General features: G+C 69.7%; 14 protein-coding genes and 1 tRNA gene. 4 read left to right on the forward strand and 11 right to left on the reverse strand.

Features of this window, described 5'->3' with window-relative positions; translation table 11 throughout:
- Window positions 1–17 precede the first annotated feature (17 nt).
- The 8 genes from rho to PU630_RS11170 form a co-directional block, all read right to left on the reverse strand.
- Window positions 18–2,072: a transcription termination factor Rho gene (rho, locus tag PU630_RS11135; RefSeq protein WP_275277137.1), complete on the reverse strand. Its 2,055-nt coding sequence runs from the start codon at window positions 2,070–2,072 to the stop codon at window positions 18–20.
- Window positions 2,073–2,263: 191 nt separating this feature from the next.
- Window positions 2,264–3,241, reverse strand: a complete 978-nt coding sequence (gene thrB / locus PU630_RS11140) for a homoserine kinase (RefSeq protein ID WP_275277138.1) — start codon at window positions 3,239–3,241, stop codon at window positions 2,264–2,266.
- Window positions 3,238–4,326: a threonine synthase gene (thrC, locus tag PU630_RS11145; RefSeq protein WP_275277139.1), complete on the reverse strand. Its 1,089-nt coding sequence runs from the start codon at window positions 4,324–4,326 to the stop codon at window positions 3,238–3,240. Before thrC ends, thrB begins: the two co-directional genes overlap by 4 nt.
- A 1-nt stretch (window position 4,327) precedes the next feature.
- On the reverse strand, window positions 4,328–5,650 hold the full coding sequence (locus tag PU630_RS11150) for a homoserine dehydrogenase (RefSeq protein WP_275277140.1): 1,323 nt from the start codon (window positions 5,648–5,650) through the stop codon (window positions 4,328–4,330).
- Window positions 5,647–7,038 (reverse strand): diaminopimelate decarboxylase, encoded by a 1,392-nt coding sequence (gene lysA, locus PU630_RS11155; protein WP_275277141.1) that lies wholly within the window; start codon window positions 7,036–7,038, stop codon window positions 5,647–5,649. Before lysA ends, PU630_RS11150 begins: the two co-directional genes overlap by 4 nt.
- Before the next feature lie 114 nt (window positions 7,039–7,152).
- Window positions 7,153–8,226: an LmeA family phospholipid-binding protein gene (locus tag PU630_RS11160; RefSeq protein WP_275277142.1), complete on the reverse strand. Its 1,074-nt coding sequence runs from the start codon at window positions 8,224–8,226 to the stop codon at window positions 7,153–7,155.
- An 11-nt stretch (window positions 8,227–8,237) separates the two neighbouring features.
- Window positions 8,238–9,893, reverse strand: coding sequence for an arginine--tRNA ligase (gene argS, locus PU630_RS11165; protein ID WP_275277143.1), 1,656 nt, complete (start codon window positions 9,891–9,893; stop codon window positions 8,238–8,240).
- Between the two features lie 404 nt (window positions 9,894–10,297).
- On the reverse strand, window positions 10,298–11,833 hold the full coding sequence (locus PU630_RS11170) for an HNH endonuclease signature motif containing protein (RefSeq protein WP_275277144.1): 1,536 nt from the start codon (window positions 11,831–11,833) through the stop codon (window positions 10,298–10,300).
- 806 nt (window positions 11,834–12,639) lie between these two features.
- Between PU630_RS11170 and PU630_RS11175 the strand changes: the two genes are divergently transcribed.
- A complete protein-coding gene (locus tag PU630_RS11175) occupies window positions 12,640–13,203 on the forward strand; it encodes an NADPH-dependent FMN reductase (RefSeq protein ID WP_275277145.1) in 564 nt (187 codons plus the stop codon).
- A gap of 212 nt (window positions 13,204–13,415) precedes the next feature.
- Here the strand turns inward: PU630_RS11175 and PU630_RS11180 are convergent, their stop codons facing one another.
- A complete protein-coding gene (locus tag PU630_RS11180) occupies window positions 13,416–14,666 on the reverse strand; it encodes an MFS transporter (protein WP_275277146.1) in 1,251 nt (416 codons plus the stop codon).
- 219 nt (window positions 14,667–14,885) lie between these two features.
- Between PU630_RS11180 and PU630_RS11185 the strand changes: the two genes are divergently transcribed.
- A tRNA-Arg gene (locus PU630_RS11185) sits at window positions 14,886–14,958 on the forward strand.
- Between the two features lie 111 nt (window positions 14,959–15,069).
- On the opposite strand, the gene trmB is transcribed toward PU630_RS11185, so the two are convergent.
- Both trmB and PU630_RS11195 read right to left on the reverse strand, forming a co-directional pair.
- Window positions 15,070–15,726, reverse strand: a complete 657-nt coding sequence (gene trmB, locus PU630_RS11190) for a tRNA (guanosine(46)-N7)-methyltransferase TrmB (protein ID WP_275280087.1) — start codon at window positions 15,724–15,726, stop codon at window positions 15,070–15,072.
- An 83-nt stretch (window positions 15,727–15,809) separates the two neighbouring features.
- Window positions 15,810–16,646 (reverse strand): DUF3097 domain-containing protein, encoded by an 837-nt coding sequence (locus PU630_RS11195; RefSeq protein ID WP_275277147.1) that lies wholly within the window; start codon window positions 16,644–16,646, stop codon window positions 15,810–15,812.
- A 151-nt stretch (window positions 16,647–16,797) separates the two neighbouring features.
- Here PU630_RS11195 and PU630_RS11200 point away from each other — a divergent pair, with 151 nt between their 5' ends.
- Window positions 16,798–18,834, forward strand: a complete 2,037-nt coding sequence (locus PU630_RS11200; RefSeq protein WP_275277148.1) for a TPM domain-containing protein — start codon at window positions 16,798–16,800, stop codon at window positions 18,832–18,834.
- A 52-nt stretch (window positions 18,835–18,886) separates the two neighbouring features.
- On the forward strand, window positions 18,887–19,666 hold the full coding sequence (locus PU630_RS11205; RefSeq protein WP_275277149.1) for a PspA/IM30 family protein: 780 nt from the start codon (window positions 18,887–18,889) through the stop codon (window positions 19,664–19,666).
- Window positions 19,667–19,694 lie beyond the last annotated feature (28 nt).

Raw genomic sequence — 19,694 nt, forward strand, 5'->3', positions numbered from 1 at the left:
GCTCGGACACGTCAGGCTCAGCGGATGCTGTTCTCGTGGCCGTGGCTGTGGCCGCCGGCGTGGTTCGTGGTCGGTGCGGGGATCGACTTCTGCATCTGCACGAGGAACTCGACGTTCGAGCCGGTCTCCTTGAGCTTGCCGAGCACGACCTCGAGCGCCTGCTGCGGGTCGAGGCCCGCGAGGGCACGACGCAGCTTCCACGTGATCTTCACCTCGTCGGGCGAGAGCAGCATCTCTTCGCGACGGGTGCTGGACGCGTTGACGTCGACCGCCGGGAAGATGCGCTTGTCCGCCAGCTGGCGGCTCAGGCGCAGTTCGCTGTTGCCGGTGCCCTTGAACTCCTCGAAGATGACCTCGTCCATCTTCGAGCCGGTCTCCACGAGCGCGGTCGCCAGGATCGTGAGCGATCCGCCGTTCTCGATGTTGCGCGCCGCGCCGAAGAACCGCTTGGGCGGGTAGAGCGCCGAAGCGTCGACGCCACCGGTCAGCACACGGCCGCTCGTGGGTGCGGAGATGTTGTACGCGCGGCCCAGGCGGGTGATCGAATCGAGCAGCACGACGACGTCACGGCCCAGCTCGACGAGGCGCTTCGCGCGCTCGATGGCGAGCTCGGCGACGGTCGTGTGGTCCTCTGCCGGACGGTCGAAGGTCGAGGCGATGACCTCGCCCTTGACGGTGCGCTGCATGTCGGTGACCTCTTCGGGCCGCTCGTCCACGAGCACGACCATGAGGTGCACCTCGGGGTTGTTGATCGCAATGGCGTTGGCGATCTGCTGCAGCACGATGGTCTTGCCCGCCTTGGGCGGTGCGACGATGAGACCGCGCTGACCCTTGCCGATCGGGGCGACCAGATCGATGATGCGCTGCGTGAGCTTCTCGGGCGCGGTCTCCAGGCGCAGGCGCTCCTGCGGGTAGAGCGGCGTCAGGTTCGAGAACTCGACGCGGGTCGCGGCATCCTCCGTGCTCAGGCCGTTGATCGAGTCGACCTTGACCAGGGCGTGGTACTTCTGGCGGCCCGACTGCTCACCCTCGCGCGGCTGCTTGATGGCGCCGACGATCGCGTCGCCCTTGCGCAGGTTGTACTTCTTGACCTGACCCAGCGACACGTAGACGTCGGTCGCGCCGGGCAGGTAGCCACTCGTGCGGACGAACGCGTAGTTGTCGAGCACGTCGAGGATGCCGGCGACCGGGATGAGGACGTCGTCCTCGCTGATCTCGGTGTCGAACTCGTCGTTCTGCTGGCCGCCGCGACGCTTGTTGCGCTGGCGGTTGCGGTTGTTGCCGCCGGCCTGCTCGTCATCATCGGACGCGGCGTTCTGGGTGCCGTTTCCGTTGCTGCTGCCGTTCGCGTTGCGGTTGCGGTTGCGGTTGCGGTTGCGGCCGCGCCGGCCGGACTGCTCGCCGCCCTCGTTCTGGCCGTTGTCGTTCTGGCCGCCGTCGGTGCTCTCGCCCGAGGCCTGCTTCTTGTCGCCTTCGTCACCCTTGTCGGTGCTGTCGGCCTTGCCGGCCTTCTCGCCGACGGGCTTCTGGTCACCGTCGCGCGTATCGGTCGCGTCGTTCTTGTCGCCCGCAGCGGGCGCGTCGGCCTTCGCGGCCGTCTTCTTGGCGCCCCGACCGCCCTTGGCGGGCTTGTCGGCATTCGCGGGCTTGTCGGCGGCGAGCGTCGCGTCTGCCACGGGCGCCTCGGCGGCAGGTGCCTCGGCCGGAGCGGCGTCGGACACGGGCGCCTCAGCGGCGGCCTTCTTCTTCGCCGGCGTACGGCGCTTGGTCGCCGGCTTCTTCGCGGCCGGCTCTTCGGCCGCGTCTGCGCTCTTGTTCGCAGCGTCGGCTGCGGCCGGTGCCGGTGCTTCGGCCGGTGCTTCGGGTGCGGACGACTCGGGCGTCACGACCTCGGTCTTGGCGCGGCGCGGCGCGCGCTTGCGCGGCGCGGTGGCCGGGGCCGCCTCCGCGGCAGCGGACGCGGTGTCTGCCGCCGGAGCGGTGGGTGCCTGAGCTGCGGCGCTGCCCGCGTCGGACGCAACGGTGCGATCCGCGGCGGGGGCGTCGGTGTGGATCTCGGAGATGGACTCCACGAGTTCTCCCTTGTGAAACGAATGGATGGAGCTGACCCGCACGGCGCCGTCGTCGACGCGCGCCGATGAACCCGGAAACCGGGGCTCCGACCTGGACAGGCCCTCAGGACCTGACCGGATCGATGACGCCGGCTGTCGGGGGCAATGCGGGGGTTCGCAGAAGTGCGATGGAGGTTTTGATTCTCGCGGCCTTATGTCGCGGACGACACAGGCTGCGAAGCACCCTCCGTATACTCCCTCACTGTACCACCCTTGAAGTCCACGGCGAGCATCAGAGACTCCCAGGGCGTGTTGGTGAGGGATGCCGCGAGACGGGCCGCCTCGAGGCGACGGCCGGGTCCGTCGGCCATGACGAGAACGCTGGGCCCAGCCCCCGACAAGACGGCGGCGAACCCTGCCTGACGCAGGCCGCGCACCAGGGTGTCGGTGTCGGGCATCGCCTGCGCACGGTAGTTCTGGTGCAGCTTGTCGTCGGTGGCGGCCAGCAGCAGCTCAGGGCTCTGCGTCAGCGCCGCGATCAGCAGCGCGGACCGGGACACGTTGAAGACGGCGTCCTCGCGGGTGACCTGGAGCGGCGTGAGCTCCCGCGAGATGCGCGTGGGCATCGTCGACTCGGGGACGAACACCACCGGCGAGACGCCGCGATGCACGAGCAGCTTCTTGTACTGCGGCCCGTTCTCATCCATCCAGGCGATCGTGAGCCCGCCGAACAGTGCCGGGGCGACGTTGTCGGGGTGGCCCTCGAGTTCGGTGGCCAGGCGCAGCAGCAGCGACGGACCGAATTCGACGTCACCGGCCAGCAGGCCGCGGGCGGCCAGGAGGCCCGCGACCACGGCGGCGCCGGATGAGCCCAGCCCCCGCCCGTGCGGAATGACGATGCGCTGCGTGAGCGCAATCCCGGGCATCCGCCGCCCCACCGACTCGAAGGCGTACGCGATGGCCCGGATCACCAGGTTCGACGCGTCGCGGGGCACGAGATCGGCCCCCGGCCCCTCGACGTCGACCTGCACCTCGCCCTCTTCCAGCGCCGTGACGACGAGCTCGTCGTACAGGCTCAGGGCGAGCCCGAGCGTGTCGAATCCGGGCCCCAGGTTGGCGCTGGTCGCGGGCACCCGCACGGCGACGGCCCGACCGGGCACCGCCGCCGGCGAGGGCGGGGCGGTTCTCACGCGGTCGCCTCCGCGCCGGTCAGCGCGAGCACGTCGGCGACCTCACGGGTATCGGCGTCCACGACGATCGGGGCGACCTCGGTGCCGTCGGTGTTGCGCAGGGCCCACTGCGGGTCCTTCAGACCGTGGCCCGTGACCGTGAGCACGACGCGGGCGCCGGCCGGGATCACGCCCGCCTCGGCGCGGTCGAGCAGACCCGCGACGCTGATGGCCGACGCCGGCTCGACGAACACGCCGACCTCGGAGGCCAGCAGCTTCTGCGCCGCCAGGATCGCGGGGTCTTCGATGGCACCGAACCAGCCGTTCGTGGCATCCCGAGCCTCCAGCGCAAGGTGCCACGAGGCGGGGTTCCCGATGCGGATGGCGGTGGCCACCGTCTCGGGCGCGGTCACGACCTCTCCGCGGACGATGGGCGCGGAGCCTGCCGCCTGGAAGCCGAACATGCGGGGCACGCGGGTCGAGGCGCTGCGTGCGGCCTCCTCGCGGTAGCCGCGCGTGTAGGCGGTGTAGTTGCCCGCGTTGCCGACCGGGATGAAGTGGAAGTCGGGCGCATCGCCCAGCTGCTCGACGATCTCGTAGGCGGCGGTCTTCTGTCCCTCGATGCGGTCGGGGTTCACCGAGTTGACCAGGTGCACCGGGTAGTTGTCAGACAGCTCGCGGGCGATCTCGAGACAGTCGTCGAAGTTGCCGCGGATCTGGATGAGCGTGCCGCCGTGCGCAACGGCCTGGCTGAGCTTGCCCATGGCGATCTTGCCCTCGGGCACGAGCACCGCGGCGGTGATGCCGGCGTGCGCGGCGTAGGCGGCGGCCGACGCCGAGGTGTTGCCGGTCGATGCGCAGATGACCGCCTTCGCGCCCTTCTCCACCGCGCGCGAGAGCGCCACCGTCATGCCCCGGTCCTTGAACGAACCGGTCGGGTTCATCCCCTCGAACTTGACCCAGACCTCCGCACCGGTGCGCTGCGACAGCGCGGGAGCGGGGATCAGCGGGGTTCCGCCTTCGCCGAGGGTCACGACGGTCGACGTGTCGGTGACGCCGAGCCGGTCGGCGTATTCGCGGAGCACTCCGCGCCAGACGTGTGCCATTTCAGTCTCCTTCTACACGCAGGACGGAGACGACGCGCTCGACCACGTCGTCCTCGGCGAGCCGCGTGACGGTCTCGCTGAGATCCTGCTCCAAAGCTTTGTGCGTGCCGATGACCAGGCGGGCCGATGCCGCGCCCTCGTCGGTGTGTTCCAGTGTCTGCTCGACGGTCGCGATCGAGACACGTCCGTCGGAGAGGAGGCCGGCCACCCGGGCGAGCACGCCGGGGCGGTCGTCGACCTCGAGGGTGATCTGGTACCGGGTGACGACCTGACCGATGTCGACCGTGGGCAGGTTGGCCCGGGTCGATTCGCCCACGCCCGCACCGCCGGCGATGTGACGCCGCGCGGCCGAGACGACGTCGCCGAGCACGGCGGATGCGGTCTGCACCCCACCGGCGCCGGCGCCGTAGAACATGAGATTGCCGGCGGCCTCGGCCTGCACGAACACGGCGTTGTTGACACCGTGCACGCTGGCCAGCGGATGCTCGCGCCGGATGAGTGCGGGATAGACCCGTACCGAGATGGCCTCGCCGTCGGATGCCGTGCCGCGGCCGGTCAGCCGCTCGCATACCGCGACCATCTTGATGACGTAGCCGGCGTGCCGCGCGGCATCCATCATCTGCTTCGTGATGCCACTGATGCCCTCACGGTGCACGGCATCGAGCGGGACGGTCGTGTGAAATGCCAGACTCGCGAGGATCGCCGCCTTCTGCGCGGCGTCGAATCCCTCGACATCGGCGGTCGGGTCGGCCTCGGCATAGCCGAGGCGCTGCGCGTCGGCGACGATCTCGGCCATGTCGGCACCTTCGAGGTCCATCCGGTCGAGGATGTAGTTCGAGGTGCCGTTGACGATTCCGACGATGCGGTCGACTCGGTCTCCGGCGAGGGAATCGCGAAGCGGACGGATGATCGGGATGGCGCCGGCCACCGCGGCCTCGTAGTACACCGATGCGCCCACCTGATCGGCCGCGTCGAAGATCTCCGACCCGTGCGTGGCCAGCAGCGCCTTGTTTCCGGTGACCACGTCGGCCCCCGAGTTCAACGCCTGCAGCAGATACTCGCGCGCGGGCTCGATGCCGCCGATGAGCTCGATGACGATGTCGCTGCCGACGATGAGCGTCTCGGCGTCGGTGGTGAGCAGCTCGGCGGGCAGGTCCACATCACGCGGTGCGGTCACGTCGCGCACGGCGATTCCGGCCAGTTCGAGCGCGGCACCGGAGCGGTCGGCGAGCTCGTCGGTGTTCTCGAGGAGCAGGCGCGCCACCTGGGATCCGACGGATCCGGCTCCCAGGAGTGCGATGCGCAGGCGACGGTGGTCGATCATGCGTTCCCTTCTGCGCCGACGTCTGCGTGCAGCAGGTCGGCGATGGTCTGACCGCGCACTATGACGCGGGCGGCTCCGTCACGCACGGCGACGACGGCCGGACGTGTCAGGTAGTTGTAGGCGCTCGCCAGCGAGAAGCAGTACGCGCCGGTGGCGGGCACTGCCAGCAGGTCGCCGGGCGCGACGTCGGCGGGCAGGTACTCCTGGTCGACGACGATGTCGCCCGACTCGCAGTGCTTGCCGACCACCCGCGCCAGTGCCGGGGGTGCCCCCGAGACCCGCGAGGCGATGCGCGCGCAATAGTCGGCGCCGTACAGCGCGGGGCGGGCGTTGTCGCTCATGCCGCCGTCTACGCTCACGTAGAGACGCCGGCGGCCCTCGTCGAGTTCGACGGGCTTGACCGTGCCCGCCTCGTACAGCGTGACGCCGGCCTGGCCGACGATGGCGCGGCCGGGTTCGAAGGCCAGATCGGGCATCGGGATGCCGCGCACCTCGCACTCGCGCGCCACGGCGTCGACGATGCCGGCGGCGAGGTCTTCGATCGGCGTCGGGTCGTCGGCCGGGGTGTAGGCGATGCCGAACCCGCCGCCGAGGTTCAGGAGCGGGATGGGGCCGCCTTCGAGCAGTTGCGCGTGCAGATCGACCAGACGCGACGCGGACTCTGCGAAGCCGGCGACGCCGAAGATCTGCGAACCGATGTGGCAGTGCAGGCCCTGGAAGCTCAGCGAGCGGAGTTCTCGGATGCGCGCGACCGCAGCGGGCGCGGCATCCATCGCGAAACCGAACTTCTGGTCTTCGTGCGCCGTCGCGAGGAACTCATGGGTCTCGGCGTGCACGCCGCTGTTGACGCGCAGCAGCACGTTCTGCACGGCCCCCGCCCGATCGGCGATCGCGGCAAGCCGCTCGATCTCGATCGGACTGTCGACGATCACCGTGCCGACCCCGACCTCGACCGCGCGGGTGAGCTCGGCCACCGACTTGTTGTTGCCGTGGAACCCGATGCGCGCGGGATCGGCGCCGCCGACGAGGGCGACCTCCAGCTCTCCCCCGCTGCACACGTCGAGGCTCATGTCGGCCTCGGCGGTCCACCGCACGATCTCGGTGCACAGAAACGCCTTGCCCGCGTAATAGACGCGCACGGCGACGCCGTGCGGTGCGGCCGCCGCACGAAAGGCCGCGACGGTGCGCTGCGCGTGCGTGCGCACCTCGGCCTCGTCGACGACGTACAACGGCGTGCCGTAGGTCTGTGCGAGCTCGGTGGCCGTCACACCGCCGAGCACGAGCGTGCCGTCGTCGTCGCGATGCGCGGACCCCGGCCAGACCCGCTCGTGCAGGGCGTCGGCGTCGGCAGGGACGGGCAGCGGGTCACGGGTGGGTGAGGCGGACAAGGGGGACCAATCGAGGGATGCTGCGGTGCGGCGTTTCCGGAACGGAAGTGTCCGGTCGCGTCGCTCGCCGGGCGTCGACGCAAGCACCGGGTGGTTGTGGCAAGTCTAGCGGGGTCAGCCGCACGTGCCCGGCTTCTGTAACGAGGCGTCCGAGAGCATGTTCGGATCGACCGTGAACGATGCATCGACGCTGTCGGAACCCACGTCGATCTTCGAGAGCTTGAGTCCCTTCGGGAACTGATCGGCGACGCAGACGGTGCGATCGGCGAGGATGCCGTCGGCCAGGCTGCCGAAGCGGGCCCGGATCGTGTCGGCGCTCATGTTCAGCCCGCCGACCGTGAACTTCTCAGGCGTGAGCACAAGTTCGCCATCCTTCGCGCTCGGCGTGAACGTCAGGGCGAACGAGATGCCGGAGAGGAACTGGGCGGGGTTCAGGTCGACGACCACGTTGCCGTCGTCGACCTTGAGCGAACCTGCGACGGTGTCATCGAAGTTGCCGATGAGCTTGGTGAGCGCGTCGGGCGTCAGGCTCACCGTCGCATCGGCACTGCCCACGGCGCCGTCGCCGCTCGTGGGCACATCGGTCGCGTGCACGGTCAGCTTGCCGGTCGCACCACCCAGCGGCGCTTCGGGCACCGTGACGGTCAGCGCCGAGAGTCGCCCGGAAACCACCTGCGGGATCATCGGCTCGTCGACGTCGACATCGACCTCCGCGCGGGGGTCGAGGTCGAGCGCCGTGCGCGTCTGCTCGGTGACCTCGGCGACGACCTTGTTCTTGAGCCAGGAATTACCGGCGAACCAGCCGACGACGCCGGCGCCGGCCAGCACCGCCACGATGACGAGTGTCGTGACGAGCGCGGTCACGGCGCGATGCTTCTTCTTCGGCTTCTGCTGCTTCGCGGGCGGCGGGGTGGATGCCGCGGCCTGCGGGTAGGCGGCGGTCTCCGGGTAACCCTGGTGGGCATACGCGGCGGTCTGCGGATAGCCCGGCTGCGGCGCCCCCACGACCGGGAGTGGAAGTGTGGTCGCTTCGGGCTCTGCAGCGGGCTCGTGCGGCTCGGGGCCGGGCCCCGGCCCGGGCAACGGCGGCTTGGGCGGAATGACCTGCTCGTCCCCCGGCAGCGGCGGTCTCGGCGGAACCACGATGGGCTCCGTCGGGTCTTCCGGCTGGGTGGGGCGTTCGGCCATCTCTCCTCCGGTCACATCCGCTCGGGCGCGCTCACTCCGAGAAGGTCCAGGCCGTTGCGCAGAACCTGTCCGGTGGCGTCGTTCAGCCACCGGCGAGTGTGGTGCACGGGTTCGATCGGGGCGTCTCCCAGCGGGATGACGCGGCAGTTGTCGTACCAGCGGTGGAAGAGCCCGGCGAGCTCTTCGAGGTAGCGCGCCACCCGGTGCGGCTCGCGCATCTCGGCGGCGAACGCCACCGTGCGCGGGAACTCCTGCAGCGCACCCAGAAGGGCCGCCTCGGTCTCGTGCGTGAGGGTCTCAGGCGCGAACACGCTGCGAATGACGCCCGCGTCGTCGGCGTTGCGGGCGACGTTGTGCGTGCGGGCGTGCGCGTACTGCACGTAGAAGACAGGGTTGTCATTCGTGCGCTTGCGCAGCAGCTCGGGGTCGAGCGTGAGCGGCGAGTCGGCCGGGTAGCGACCGAGGGAGTAGCGCAGCGCGTCGGTGCCGAGCCACGCGCGCAGGTCGTCCATCTCGATGATGTTGCCCGCGCGCTTCGACAGCCGTGCGCCGTTGACCGATACGAGCTGCCCGATGAGCACCTCGACGTCCTTCTCCGGGTCTTCACCGGCCGCGCCCGCGATCGCCTTCAGGCGGTGCACGTACCCGTGGTGGTCGGCGCCGAGCAGGTAGATCTTGTGCGCGAAGCCGCGGTCGCCCTTGTTCAGGTAGTACGCCGCGTCAGAGGCGAAGTACGTGTACTCGCCGTTGGAGCGCCTGATCACCCGGTCTTTGTCGTCGCCGAACTCGGTGGTGCGTACCCAGACGGCGTCGTCGGCCTCGAACACGTGGCCCTGCTGGCGCAGCCGGTCGACGGCCTCGTCGACCAGGCTCGGGTCGCCGTCCTTCAGGGTGCGCTCGCTGAACCAGACGTCGAAGTGCACGTTGAACGCCTCGAGCGAGGCCTGCAGCTCGGCGAGCTGGAAGGCGTAGGCGCGCTCACGTGCCGTCGCCAGCTGCTCATCGGCGGGCTTGTCGAGAAGGTCGGGCTCGACTTCGAGCACGCGGCGGGCCAGGTCTCCGATGTACGCACCCGCATAGCCGTCTTCGGGGGCCGGTTCGCCCTTGGCGGCCGCCAGCACCGAGCGCGCGAACCGCTCCATCTGGGCACCCGCGTCGTTGATGTAGAACTCTCGCACCAGCGTCGCCCCGCTGGCCAGCAGCAGGCGCGCCATCGAGTCACCGAGCGCCGCCCAGCGAGTGTGGCCGATGTGCAGCGGTCCGGTCGGGTTCGCTGAGACGAACTCGAGGTTGATGGTGTTGCCGCGCTGCGACTCGTTGGTGCCGAATGCGGCACCCGCGTCGACGATGGTCTTCGCGAGGGAACCGGCGGCCGCGGCATCCAACCGCACGTTGATGAATCCGGGACCGGCGACCTCCACCGACGCGATGCCGGCGACGTCACCGAGCGCGTCTGCGACCTCGGCCGCAAACTCACGCGGGCTGGCACCGACCTTCTTGGCGAGCTTGAGCGCCGCGTTGGACGCCCAGTCGCCGTGCTCGCGGTTCTTCGGCCGCTCCAGGGGCAGATCAGCGGGCGTCAGGCCCTCGGTGGATCCGGCTCGTCGCGCCTCCGCGAGCGGGCGGACGACGTCGAGCAAGGCTGCGGAGAGGGCTTCAGGATCCATAGAGGACCGATTCTAGATGCTTGTGCCCGACGATCCCCTGAGGGTGAAGCCGTAACCTGTCGACACACTCGGAATGGGGCATGGACGGACGCATACGCAGGCCTGGAGCGCCCGCGTCGATGCCGCGGCGGGACCTCGCGCGGTACTCGTGGGACGGCGGCGATCCGGCCAGTCGAGGCCCTCCTCGGGCTCGTGCCGACGACCGTCAACGTCGAGCTCGCATGGGCGACCCAGCGCATCAGCGACGAGGGCGAGTAAGAACCGACCGAGAACAACGAGCGCCTGCTGCGCACGATGCTCGACGAGGTCGTACTGTTCGAAGGAGCGCTGGCGCCGCTCCGCGACGGGGCGTTGGCGCTTCTGCGCGGCTGACACGCGGACCGCACGCATCCCCCCGGCCCAGCTCAGAAGGGTGCGGGGTCGTTCGCGTATTGCGTGGCGATCATGTGTTGGTCGTGGGGGTCGGGGTCGATCAGGGCGACGGGTTCGAATCTGACCGTGCCTGGTGGTCTTGTCGCATACGTGCGTTTCGTGGGTGCGGTGAAAATCAGTACCCCGCCGGCGCGCTGTTCGACGTCCCACGCGGTGTCGTGTTTGACGGTGTGATGCCTCTTGCAGAAGTGTTCGAGGTTGCACAGGCACGTCGGACCGCCCGCGGCGTGCGGAACCGTGTGGTCGATATCGCATTTGACCGCGCGTCGGCGGCATCCGGGGAACCGGCACTGCTGGTCTCGTGCTTGCAGGAACCGTTTCTGTCTCTTCGAGGGCCGGTACCGGTCCACACAGACCGGAACCCCGGTTGCCGGGTCGGTGAACACCCGCGACCACATGCCCGCCCCGCCCGCGAGCCGCCGTGCGGTGTCGTCGCCGACCGGGCCGATCCCGTCGACCATGGCCCCACCCACCCGGGCACCGGTGAGAGTCTCGGCAGGGATCGTGACCTGCACCTGGGGGCGGATCGCGGAGAGCGCATCCCGCGCATCATCCGTGGCACCATGCCCGGCGAACGGGGCGGTCAGCAGCAGGTCACAGAACATGTCCGCCATGATCTGCGCCACCGACCGGTCATCAAACACCGGCCCGGCCGAGTCCCCCGCGTCCGCGTCAGAGCCGGCACCCCCGCCCGCGTCGAAGTCGTCGGCCTGGGCGCCGGCTTCGGCACCGCTGGCCGCATCACCGGTCTTCGCATCAGCGTCGGTGGCGATATCGGCGGGTTCGGCACCAGCACTATCGGCCGCGGCCGTGGTGGTGGCCTCGTGCGCGGTCTTCTCGGCCTGGTTCTGCCCGAACAGCACCGCCGCCGCCTCCCGCAACCGCCCGACCGCGCCCACCCCTTCCGCGACAGGAACATCCGCGGTGATCCGGGCAAGACCAGGCTCCACCTCCCGCACCGACACCTTCCGCCGCGCCACCGCCTCCCGCACCCGCTGCTGGGTCCCTTCCGGATCCAACCGGACCACCAGGCCCGACAGTGCCGCCTTCAACTGCGCCGGCGTCATCTCCCGCGCCATATCCCGCGCGACCGCCTCAAACTGGGCCCGCACCACCGCATCATCGATGACCACACCGGCCTCCGCGATCAGGACCGCGTGCTCCCCGGAGAACTCCCCACCACTGGCATCACACAACGTCTCATAGAACAACCCGACCAGCGTCGACGCCTGCGACACCTTCCGCGCCACCTGCCACTCACTCAACCGCAACCCGGCCGCGATCTCCGCGAACAACTCCCGCATCGCCAACTGCGACGCATCCACCACCGCCCGATCCGTACGGGCCCCCCGCTCAGCCTCACGCCGCTGCACCAGATCAGCAACCCGCGCGAAGAAGAACATCTCCGCCGCAAACGCCCGCCCCGCCGCCTCCCGCGACGACACCAGCGAATCCAACAGCTCATCCACCTCCGCCAACACCGGAGACACACCCATCAACGCTGACACCGCGAGCCCCCTTCCCGAATGAACCGATACCACCATAGTATCGAACATCGCTACGACTTGCAAGGGATTTTTGTGAGGAGTTCTTATCCGCTGTGGCCGGTCTTACGTCCGTTTCACGGCACATTCACGTTCGGCCGATACCGGTCCTTACTTTAGTACATCTCATCGATCCTCGGCGATGATCCTGGCGCCAGAAGACCTCGCCCCGAGATTCCCGCCTGATGCCACCCTGACCGTCAGCTGCCACCGACCACACACATCCTCCCCAGCCTGAAGGGCCACCAGAACACAGTCGCACCAGACTCTGCGGTCCCCGGCCGCACCAGACTCAGCGACCGCGGGCCGCACCGGCGTCGACCGCGCCAGGTATCCCTTCGCCACCCACCTACGACTCGCCGTCCTGCCTGCGACTCGCCGTCCTACCCGCAACTCACCGTCCTACCCGCAACTCACCGCCCTGCCCGCGACTCGCGAGCCCACCCGCGACTCACCAGCCAACGACCCGCCACCTCGCCCGCGACTCGCAGCGGCGCGACCACTGAGCACCAACCACGCGACCACGCGACCATCGACCGCGACCACCGACCACCCGCCACCGGCCACCCGCCACCGGCCACCGGCCACCGGCCACCGGCCACCGGCCACCGGCCACCGAGATCCTCCCCAGCTCTGGCCTGCCGCCGAAGCCCACCCGTCCCAGAGCTCTCAGCCGTGGCATCCACTCCCTTTCGCTCTCCGTGGTCGAAGGCACCCTTCCGGAGGGGTTGAATGGATGCCGTTGAATACATCTCGGAGAGGAACGGTGAATGACCAGACTGATGATCATCGTCGGCAGCGTGCGTGAGGGACGCATCGGCCTGCCGATCGCCCAGTGGGTGCTGAAGGAGGCCGAAGCCGACGGCCGGTTCGACATCGACTTCGCCGATCTCAAAGAGATCGCGTTGCCGCTGATGGACGAGCCGAACCACCCGCGCCTGCGCCAGTACACGAAGGACTACACGAAGGCCTGGAGCGCGCGAGTGGATGCCGCGGAGGCGTACATCTTCGTGCAGCCCGAGTACAACTACAGTTTCACACCGAGCCTGAAGAACGCGCTCGACTATCTGCACCAGGAATGGCGCCGAAAGCCCGTGGGCACCGTCAGCTACGGCGGCATCTCGGGCGGCACGCGCGGCGTGGTCGCCCTTCGCCCGGTGCAGCAGGCGCTGGGTCTGGTTCCCACGAGCTCGAACGTGGAGCTTGCCTGGGCCGCCCAGCAGCTCGACGACGACGGCGCCTTCCAGCCGCGCGAGAGCAATGAGCGGATGCTGCACGCCCAGTTCGACGAGCTCGTTGCACTGACCGACGCTCTGCGTCCGCTGCGCAGCTGAGGCCCTGCGCAGCTGAGGCCGGCGCAGCTGAGGCCGGCGCGGTTGAGGCCGGCGCGGTTGAGGTCGCGGGTGCGAGGCCGCGGCATCCATCGCCGGCTTCGCCGCCATCGCCGAGACAGGGAGCCTTCCGTCCAGACCCCGGGCGTCGTCCCCGGTCTGGGCAGGAGTGCCCGGTCTCGCGGCATCCAGCCCCATCGCCGGATGCCGCGCCGTCACACCTCGGCGCGGCGCGCGCTCCCGCGTATGTAGAGCGCCGTCAAGAGAGCACCCGCCACCAGCACGGCTCCCCCGATGACGACCGTGATCGGGATGCCCACAAGCGTGCCCAGCGCCCCGATCGTGACCCCGCTGAACGTCTGCATGCCGGGGCCGAACATGCTGTAAGCGCCCAGCACCCGGCCTCGCTCGGCGGCCGGGGCCTCCAGCTGCACGATCGCCTGCCCCGTCGAGGTCGCCGTGATCTGCGAGAAGCCGGTCAGCACCAGCGCGATGAGGGCCACCACGAGCGACCCGGTGAAAGCGAACAGCATCGCGAACGCGCCGAACGTGATCGAACTGATCACCGCTGTGCGCACCGTCGGCGGGATCCAGCCGCTCGCCTCGAGGAAGAAGCCGCCGACCACACCGCCGATCCCCAGCGCGAACAGCAACGCTCCGTAGACCAGTTCGCCGTCGGCGCCCGCCGGCGTCAGCTCGTTGCCGAACACCGGCATCGCCGTCTGCAGCACCGCACCGATCGACACCGACGCAAGGGCTGCGAGTATCAGCATCCCCATGATCACGTGGTCTTTGCGCACCGTACCCAGCACCCGGAACGACTGCCACAGCGAGACACGGCCGGTCTGGTACACACCCTCACGCGAGTGCCCGGTGAATTTCGTGCGCGCCAGGAACAGAGTCAGCGGCAGGTAGAAGACGATGTTCGCGAAGATGCCCCACGTCGTGCCGAGAGTCAGCAGCAGCACCGAGCCGACGACCGGCCCGAACAGCACGCCCAGGCTGCGGAACGTCGCGTTGATCCGCACGGCGCTGGGCAGCTGCTCGCGCCCCGCGAAGTCGTAGAGCATCATCTGCTCGGCCGGTCCCCACAGGCAGCCCGCCAGCCCGTGCAGCACCAGGAGCACGCAGGCCTGCCACAGCTGCAGCGTTCCGGTGAGGAACAGGATGCCCCAGCACAACGACACGAACATGAACAGGATCTGTGCACCCTGGATGATCCGCCGGCAGTCGAACCGCTGCGCGAGCGCGCCCGCGTACACCGACAGCAGCAGGTACGGCAGCCAGTGGCTCACGAGCTGGAAGCCCACCAGGATCGGCGAGTGGAACGTGTTCCACAGCACCAGGTACGTGATGACGTGCTCGATGTTGTCGCCCATCATCGCCAGGCCGGCGCCCACGAGGTACGGCGCGGTCTTCCAACTGCGCAGCACCGCGAACTTGGGCGCGGGGGCGGGAATGGTCACCGAACCATCCTGGCGCAGGTTCGGGATGCCGCGGCGCGGCGTCGCGGTCGGGTGCCCGTTACTGCGGCTCCGCCCCGCCGCATGCCCCATGCCACCTCTCCGGGGCCAAGGCGCGGGCCCGGGCGATCGCCGCCTCCCGAGCGGCGTGTTCTGGTTCACGGAGCGGGTCCGCACCGCGGTCTGAGGCGGCGCCTTCGCACTGATAGTCTTGATCGGTACGCCTCCGTAGCTCAGGGGATAGAGCGTTGGTTTCCGGTACCAAAGGTCGCAGGTTCGATTCCTGTCGGGGGCACGAGACGTGGAGAGGGTCCGTCCACAAGGACGGGCCCTCTTCGCATCCCGCACGAGGCGCAGCCGCGACATCCCTCGCTGACGCGCGCACCGAGGCGACGAAAGCGCCCCCTCAGACCCTCGCGTACGCCACGTCGCGGATCTCGCGGCCCGCAGCCAGCCCCTTGCGCTCGAACGCGGTCATGACGCGGCCGTCGAACCTCGGCGCCCACTCCCCCTCGAACGCGCGATCGAAGCCGGGCGCGACATCCATCACCTCCACCATCTGGAGGGCGTAGTCCTCCCAGTCGGTCGCCAGACGCAGCACGCCCCCGGGCTTCAGCGCGCGCGCCGCGAGCGCCGTGAACTCGGGGGCGATGAGCCGCCGCTTCACGTGCCGCTTCTTGTGCCACGGGTCGGGGAAGAACACCCAGAGCTCATCGACGCTCGCCGCCGGCAGCAGGTGCTCGAGCACCTCGGGCGCGTTCGCCTCGACCAGCCGCAGATTGTGGGCGCCGGCAGCATCCGCGTCTTTCATCGTGCGGGCAAGGCCCGCCTTGAACACCTCCACCGCGAGGAAGTCGACGTCGGGACGAGTGGATGCCGCATGCACGATCGCATGCCCCTGACCCGAGCCGATCTCCACCACAAGCGGCGCCGACCTCCCCCATACCGTCGCCGGATCGATGTGCGCATCGCGCGCGACACTCGTCGTCGACACGTCGCGGGGCACGTCGATCAGGTAGTGGGGCGACAGCTCGGCCCACGCGCGCTCCTGCCCCTCGCTCATGCGCCCGCTGCGGCGCACGAACGAGACGGTCTTCTTGCGGTAGTCGGGGTCGGGGGTGGGCACGTGACAAGCGTATGCGGCGCTCAGACGGTCACGAAGTCGATGAGCTCCTCGACCCGGCCCAGCAACGCCGGCTCGAGGTCGCGGTAGGTGTGCACGCGCGAGAGGATGTGCTGCCACGCCCGCGCGATGTCGGCCTGGTCGTCGGCGGGCCATCCGAACGCGCGGCAGATGCCGACCTTCCACTCGATGCCGCGCGGAATCACCGGCCACGCCGAGATGCCGAGCGATGACGGCCGCACACACTGCCAGACATCGATGAAGGGATGCCCCACGATGCGCACGTGCGCACCATGCGGTCCCCGCTCCACGGCCTCGGCGATGCGCGCCTCTTTGGAACCCGGCACCAGGTGGTCGACGAGCACCCCGTAGCGCCGACTGTCCGACGGCGGGTCGTCGCGCAGCGCGGCATCCAGCAGGTCGACGCCCTGCAGATACTCGACCACCACGCCCTCGGCGCGCAGGTCGGCGCCCCAGACCTTCTCCACGAGCTCGGCGTCGTGCCGGCCCTCGACGAAGATGCGGCTCGCGCGTGCCACGCGGGCGCGCTGGTCGGCGGCGGCGAACGATCCCGACGCCGTGCGCGTGTGCCCGCTCTGCGCGGCCTTCGGCGTCGGCGGGGCGAGGATCACCGGCTCGCCGTCGACGAGAAAGCCCGGCCCGAGCGGGAACACGCGCCGCTTGCCCAGGCGGTCTTCGAGCTCGACGAGACCGCCTTCGACCGAGACGACTGCGCCGCAGTACCCGTCCTCGGCGACCTCGACGACCACGTCGCGGTCTGCCGGCACGCGCTCCAGCTCGCGCTGGAACTGGGTGCGCCATCCCGACGCGAGCACATCGGCCCCATAGCGGTCGTCCATATCGGCGAACCTCCCCTGCCCCAGACCCTTCCGAACCGGTAAGCGTAGCCGCCCGCGAACCGCATCGCCGGCAGCGACGCACCCCCTACCGTCATATGCCCGAGACTGAATAGACTCGCCTTCAAGCAAGCGTCCTGGGGGAGGGACACGGATGCGTCTACGCCGCCTCATCACCGTCGTCGCGGCGTGCGCCGCCCTCGTTCTGGCCCCGGCCGTCGCCGCGAGCGCCACCGACCCGGTCACGCTCGGCCAGGACTACGTCCTCGACGACGCCGGTGTGCTCAGCTCGTCGGAGCTCGCCGACGCCGAGCGGGCGGCGCAAGACTTCGCCGACAGCACCGATATGAACCTGTGGACGGTCTTCGTCTCCACCTTCACCGGCGCGGATTCGTCGGAGGACTGGGCCAACCAGACCGCCGAAGATAACGGCCTCGGGCCGAACCAGTATCTGCTGGCGATCGCGGTCGACTCGCGGCAGTTCTACCTGTCGGGCGACTCGGCGGGCCCCGTCTCCGAAGAGGCGTTGGGAAACATCGAGAACGAGCGAATCCAGCCGACGCTGTCGGCCGGAAACTGGGCCGGCGCGGTCAGCGCCGCGGCCGACGGTCTGAAGGACGCCGCCGGCGGCGGCTCCGGCGGGGCCTCGAGCGCGGCGAGCGGCTCGAACGGCATCGTCTGGATCGTCGTCATCATCCTGGTCATCGTCGCGATCATCGTGATCGTCTGGCTCATCGTTCGCTCCCGCCGCAAGAAGACCGCCACCGCGTCGGGCCCCGCGCTGCAGAAGCTGAGCACCGCCGAGCTCGCGCGCCGCGCGGGTTCCGCCCTCGTGCAGACCGATGATGCCGTGCGCACCAGCGAGCAGGAGCTCGGATTCGCCGCCGCCCAGTTCGGCGATGCGGCCACCGCTGACTTCACCACCGCGGTGCAGCAGGCCAAGAAGGACCTCGACCAGGCCTTCGCGCTCAAGCAGAAGCTCGATGATGCCGAAGAGGACACCGACGAGCAGCAGCGGGCCTGGAACACGCAGATAGTGGACCTGTGCACGCACGCGAACAAGCTCCTCGACGAGAAGGCCGCCGCCTTCGACGAGCTGCGCAAACTCGAGCAGAACGCGCCGCAGGCCCTGGCGCAGGTGCAGACCGAGCGCGAGAAGGCGGCAGCGGCGATGGATGCTGCGACCGCGACGCTCACGCAGTTGCAGGCGTCATACGCGCCCGAGGCGCTGGCCACCGTGGCCGACAACCCGGCGCAGGCGCAGCAGCGGCTCGCCTTCGCCGACGAGCAGCTCACGCAGGCGCAGCAGCATCTGGCCTCCGGCGACGGCGGGCAGGCCGCTGTCGCCATCCGTGCGGCCGAGCAGGCCGTCGACCAGGCGAAGCTCCTCGAAGACGCGATCGGCAAGCTGGGGTCTGACCTGGCCACCGGCGAGAAGAGCATCGCCGCCATGATCGTCGACCTCGAAGGCGACATCGCCTTGGCCGGCGCGGTGCCCGACCCGAACGGCCAGGTGGCCGCCGCGGTGGCCGCGACCCGCACGCAGGTCGACGCGGCCAAGGCCGACATGGCGGCCGCGAGCAAGCATCCGCTGGCCACGCTCAAGGCGCTCGAGGCCGTCAACGCCCAGATCGACCAGGTGCTGCAGGGTGCGCGGGATGCCGCGACCCGCGCGCAGCGCGCCCAGCAGATGCTCGGCCAGATGATGATGCAGGCTCAGGCTCAGGTGTCGGCCGCCGAGGACTACGTCACCGCCCGCCGCGGGGCCGTGGGCACCGATGCCCGCACGCGTCTTGCACAGGCCGGCGCCGAGCTCGCGCAGGCGCAGCAGCTGCAGACCACCGCACCCGACCAGGCACTGCAGCACGCGCAGCGCGCCGATCAACTCGCCGGCCAGGCCCTGCAACTCGCGCAGAACGACGTCGGCGGCTTCGGCGGGGCGGGCGCCGGCGGCCTCTTCGGCGGCGGCTCGGGCGGCGGGGGCGGCAACGTCATGGGCGCCGTCCTCGGCGGCATCGTCATCAACTCGCTGCTCGGCGGAGGCGGAGCCCGACGGGGCGGCGGCTTCGGCGGATTCGGCGGCGGCTTCGGCGGTGGAGGCGGTCGGAGTCGCGGAGGCGGAGGCGGTTTCAGCGCCGGCAGCTTCGGCGGCGGGGGCACCCGTGGCCGCCGGGGAGGTGGTCGCTTCTGACCGGCACCCACAGTCTCGATTCGACAATGACCCTCGACAGGAAGGAACCCTGATGGCCAAGCAGTCCATCTTCGGCCGGATCTCCACGCTCGTGCGCGCGAACATCAACGCGATGCTGGATTCTGCCGAAGACCCCAAGAAGATGCTCGACCAGCTCGTGCGCGACTACACGAACAACATCGCCGACGCGGAGTCGGCGATCGCCGAGACCATCGGCAACCTGCGGCTGCTCGAGCGCGACCACGAAGAGGACGTCCAGGCCGCGACAGAGTGGGGCAACAAGGCCCTCGCCGCCAGCAAGAAGGCCGACGAGCTGCGCGCGTCGGGAGACACCGCCGACGCCGACAAGTTCGACAACCTCGCCAAGGTCGCCCTGCAGCGGCAGATCCAGTCCGAGAACGAGGCGAAGGCCGCCGAGCCGCAGCTCGCTGCGCAGAACGACGCGGTCGCCAAGCTCAAGGACGGCCTCAACGGCATGAAGGAGAAGCTGAACCAGCTCAAGGCCAAGTCGTCCGAGCTGATAGCACGGCAGAAGACCGCCGAGGCCCAGAACAAGGTCGCCGACGCCGTGAAGTCCATCGACGTCATGGACCCGACGAGCGACCTCGGACGCTTCGAAGACAAGATCCGTCGCGAAGAGGCGCTTGCCCAGGGCAAGCAGGAGCTGGCCGCGTCGAGCCTGGACGCACAGTTCAACTCGCTCGACGACATCGGCGAGCTCACCGAGGTCGATGCCCGGCTGGCCGCGCTGAAGTCCGGAAACAAGCCGGCCGTGGCCGCACCCGCCGCCGCCGCGGAGATCTCGTCGGCGCCGTACACGCCCGGTCAGTGACAGGATGAGGGTGCCGCGGCCGCGTGAC

Source organism: Microbacterium horticulturae, from assembly GCF_029094505.1.
GTDB lineage: Bacteria > Actinomycetota > Actinomycetes > Actinomycetales > Microbacteriaceae > Microbacterium > Microbacterium horticulturae.

What these genes read in the sequence shown, in the direction of transcription:
- thrC (WP_275277139.1), bottom strand. Translation starts at nt 4,326, where the DNA reads ATGGCACACGTCTGGCGCGGAGTGCTCCGCGAATACGCCGACCGGCTC.
- PU630_RS11150 (WP_275277140.1), bottom strand. Translation starts at nt 5,650, where the DNA reads ATGATCGACCACCGTCGCCTGCGCATCGCACTCCTGGGAGCCGGATCC.
- PU630_RS11160 (WP_275277142.1), bottom strand. Translation starts at nt 8,226, where the DNA reads ATGGCCGAACGCCCCACCCAGCCGGAAGACCCGACGGAGCCCATCGTG.
- argS (WP_275277143.1), bottom strand. Translation starts at nt 9,893, where the DNA reads ATGGATCCTGAAGCCCTCTCCGCAGCCTTGCTCGACGTCGTCCGCCCG.
- PU630_RS11175 (WP_275277145.1), top strand. Translation starts at nt 12,640, where the DNA reads ATGACCAGACTGATGATCATCGTCGGCAGCGTGCGTGAGGGACGCATC.
- trmB (WP_275280087.1), bottom strand. Translation starts at nt 15,726, where the DNA reads ATGAGCGAGGGGCAGGAGCGCGCGTGGGCCGAGCTGTCGCCCCACTAC.
- PU630_RS11195 (WP_275277147.1), bottom strand. Translation starts at nt 16,646, where the DNA reads ATGGACGACCGCTATGGGGCCGATGTGCTCGCGTCGGGATGGCGCACC.
- PU630_RS11200 (WP_275277148.1), top strand. Translation starts at nt 16,798, where the DNA reads ATGCGTCTACGCCGCCTCATCACCGTCGTCGCGGCGTGCGCCGCCCTC.
- PU630_RS11205 (WP_275277149.1), top strand. Translation starts at nt 18,887, where the DNA reads ATGGCCAAGCAGTCCATCTTCGGCCGGATCTCCACGCTCGTGCGCGCG.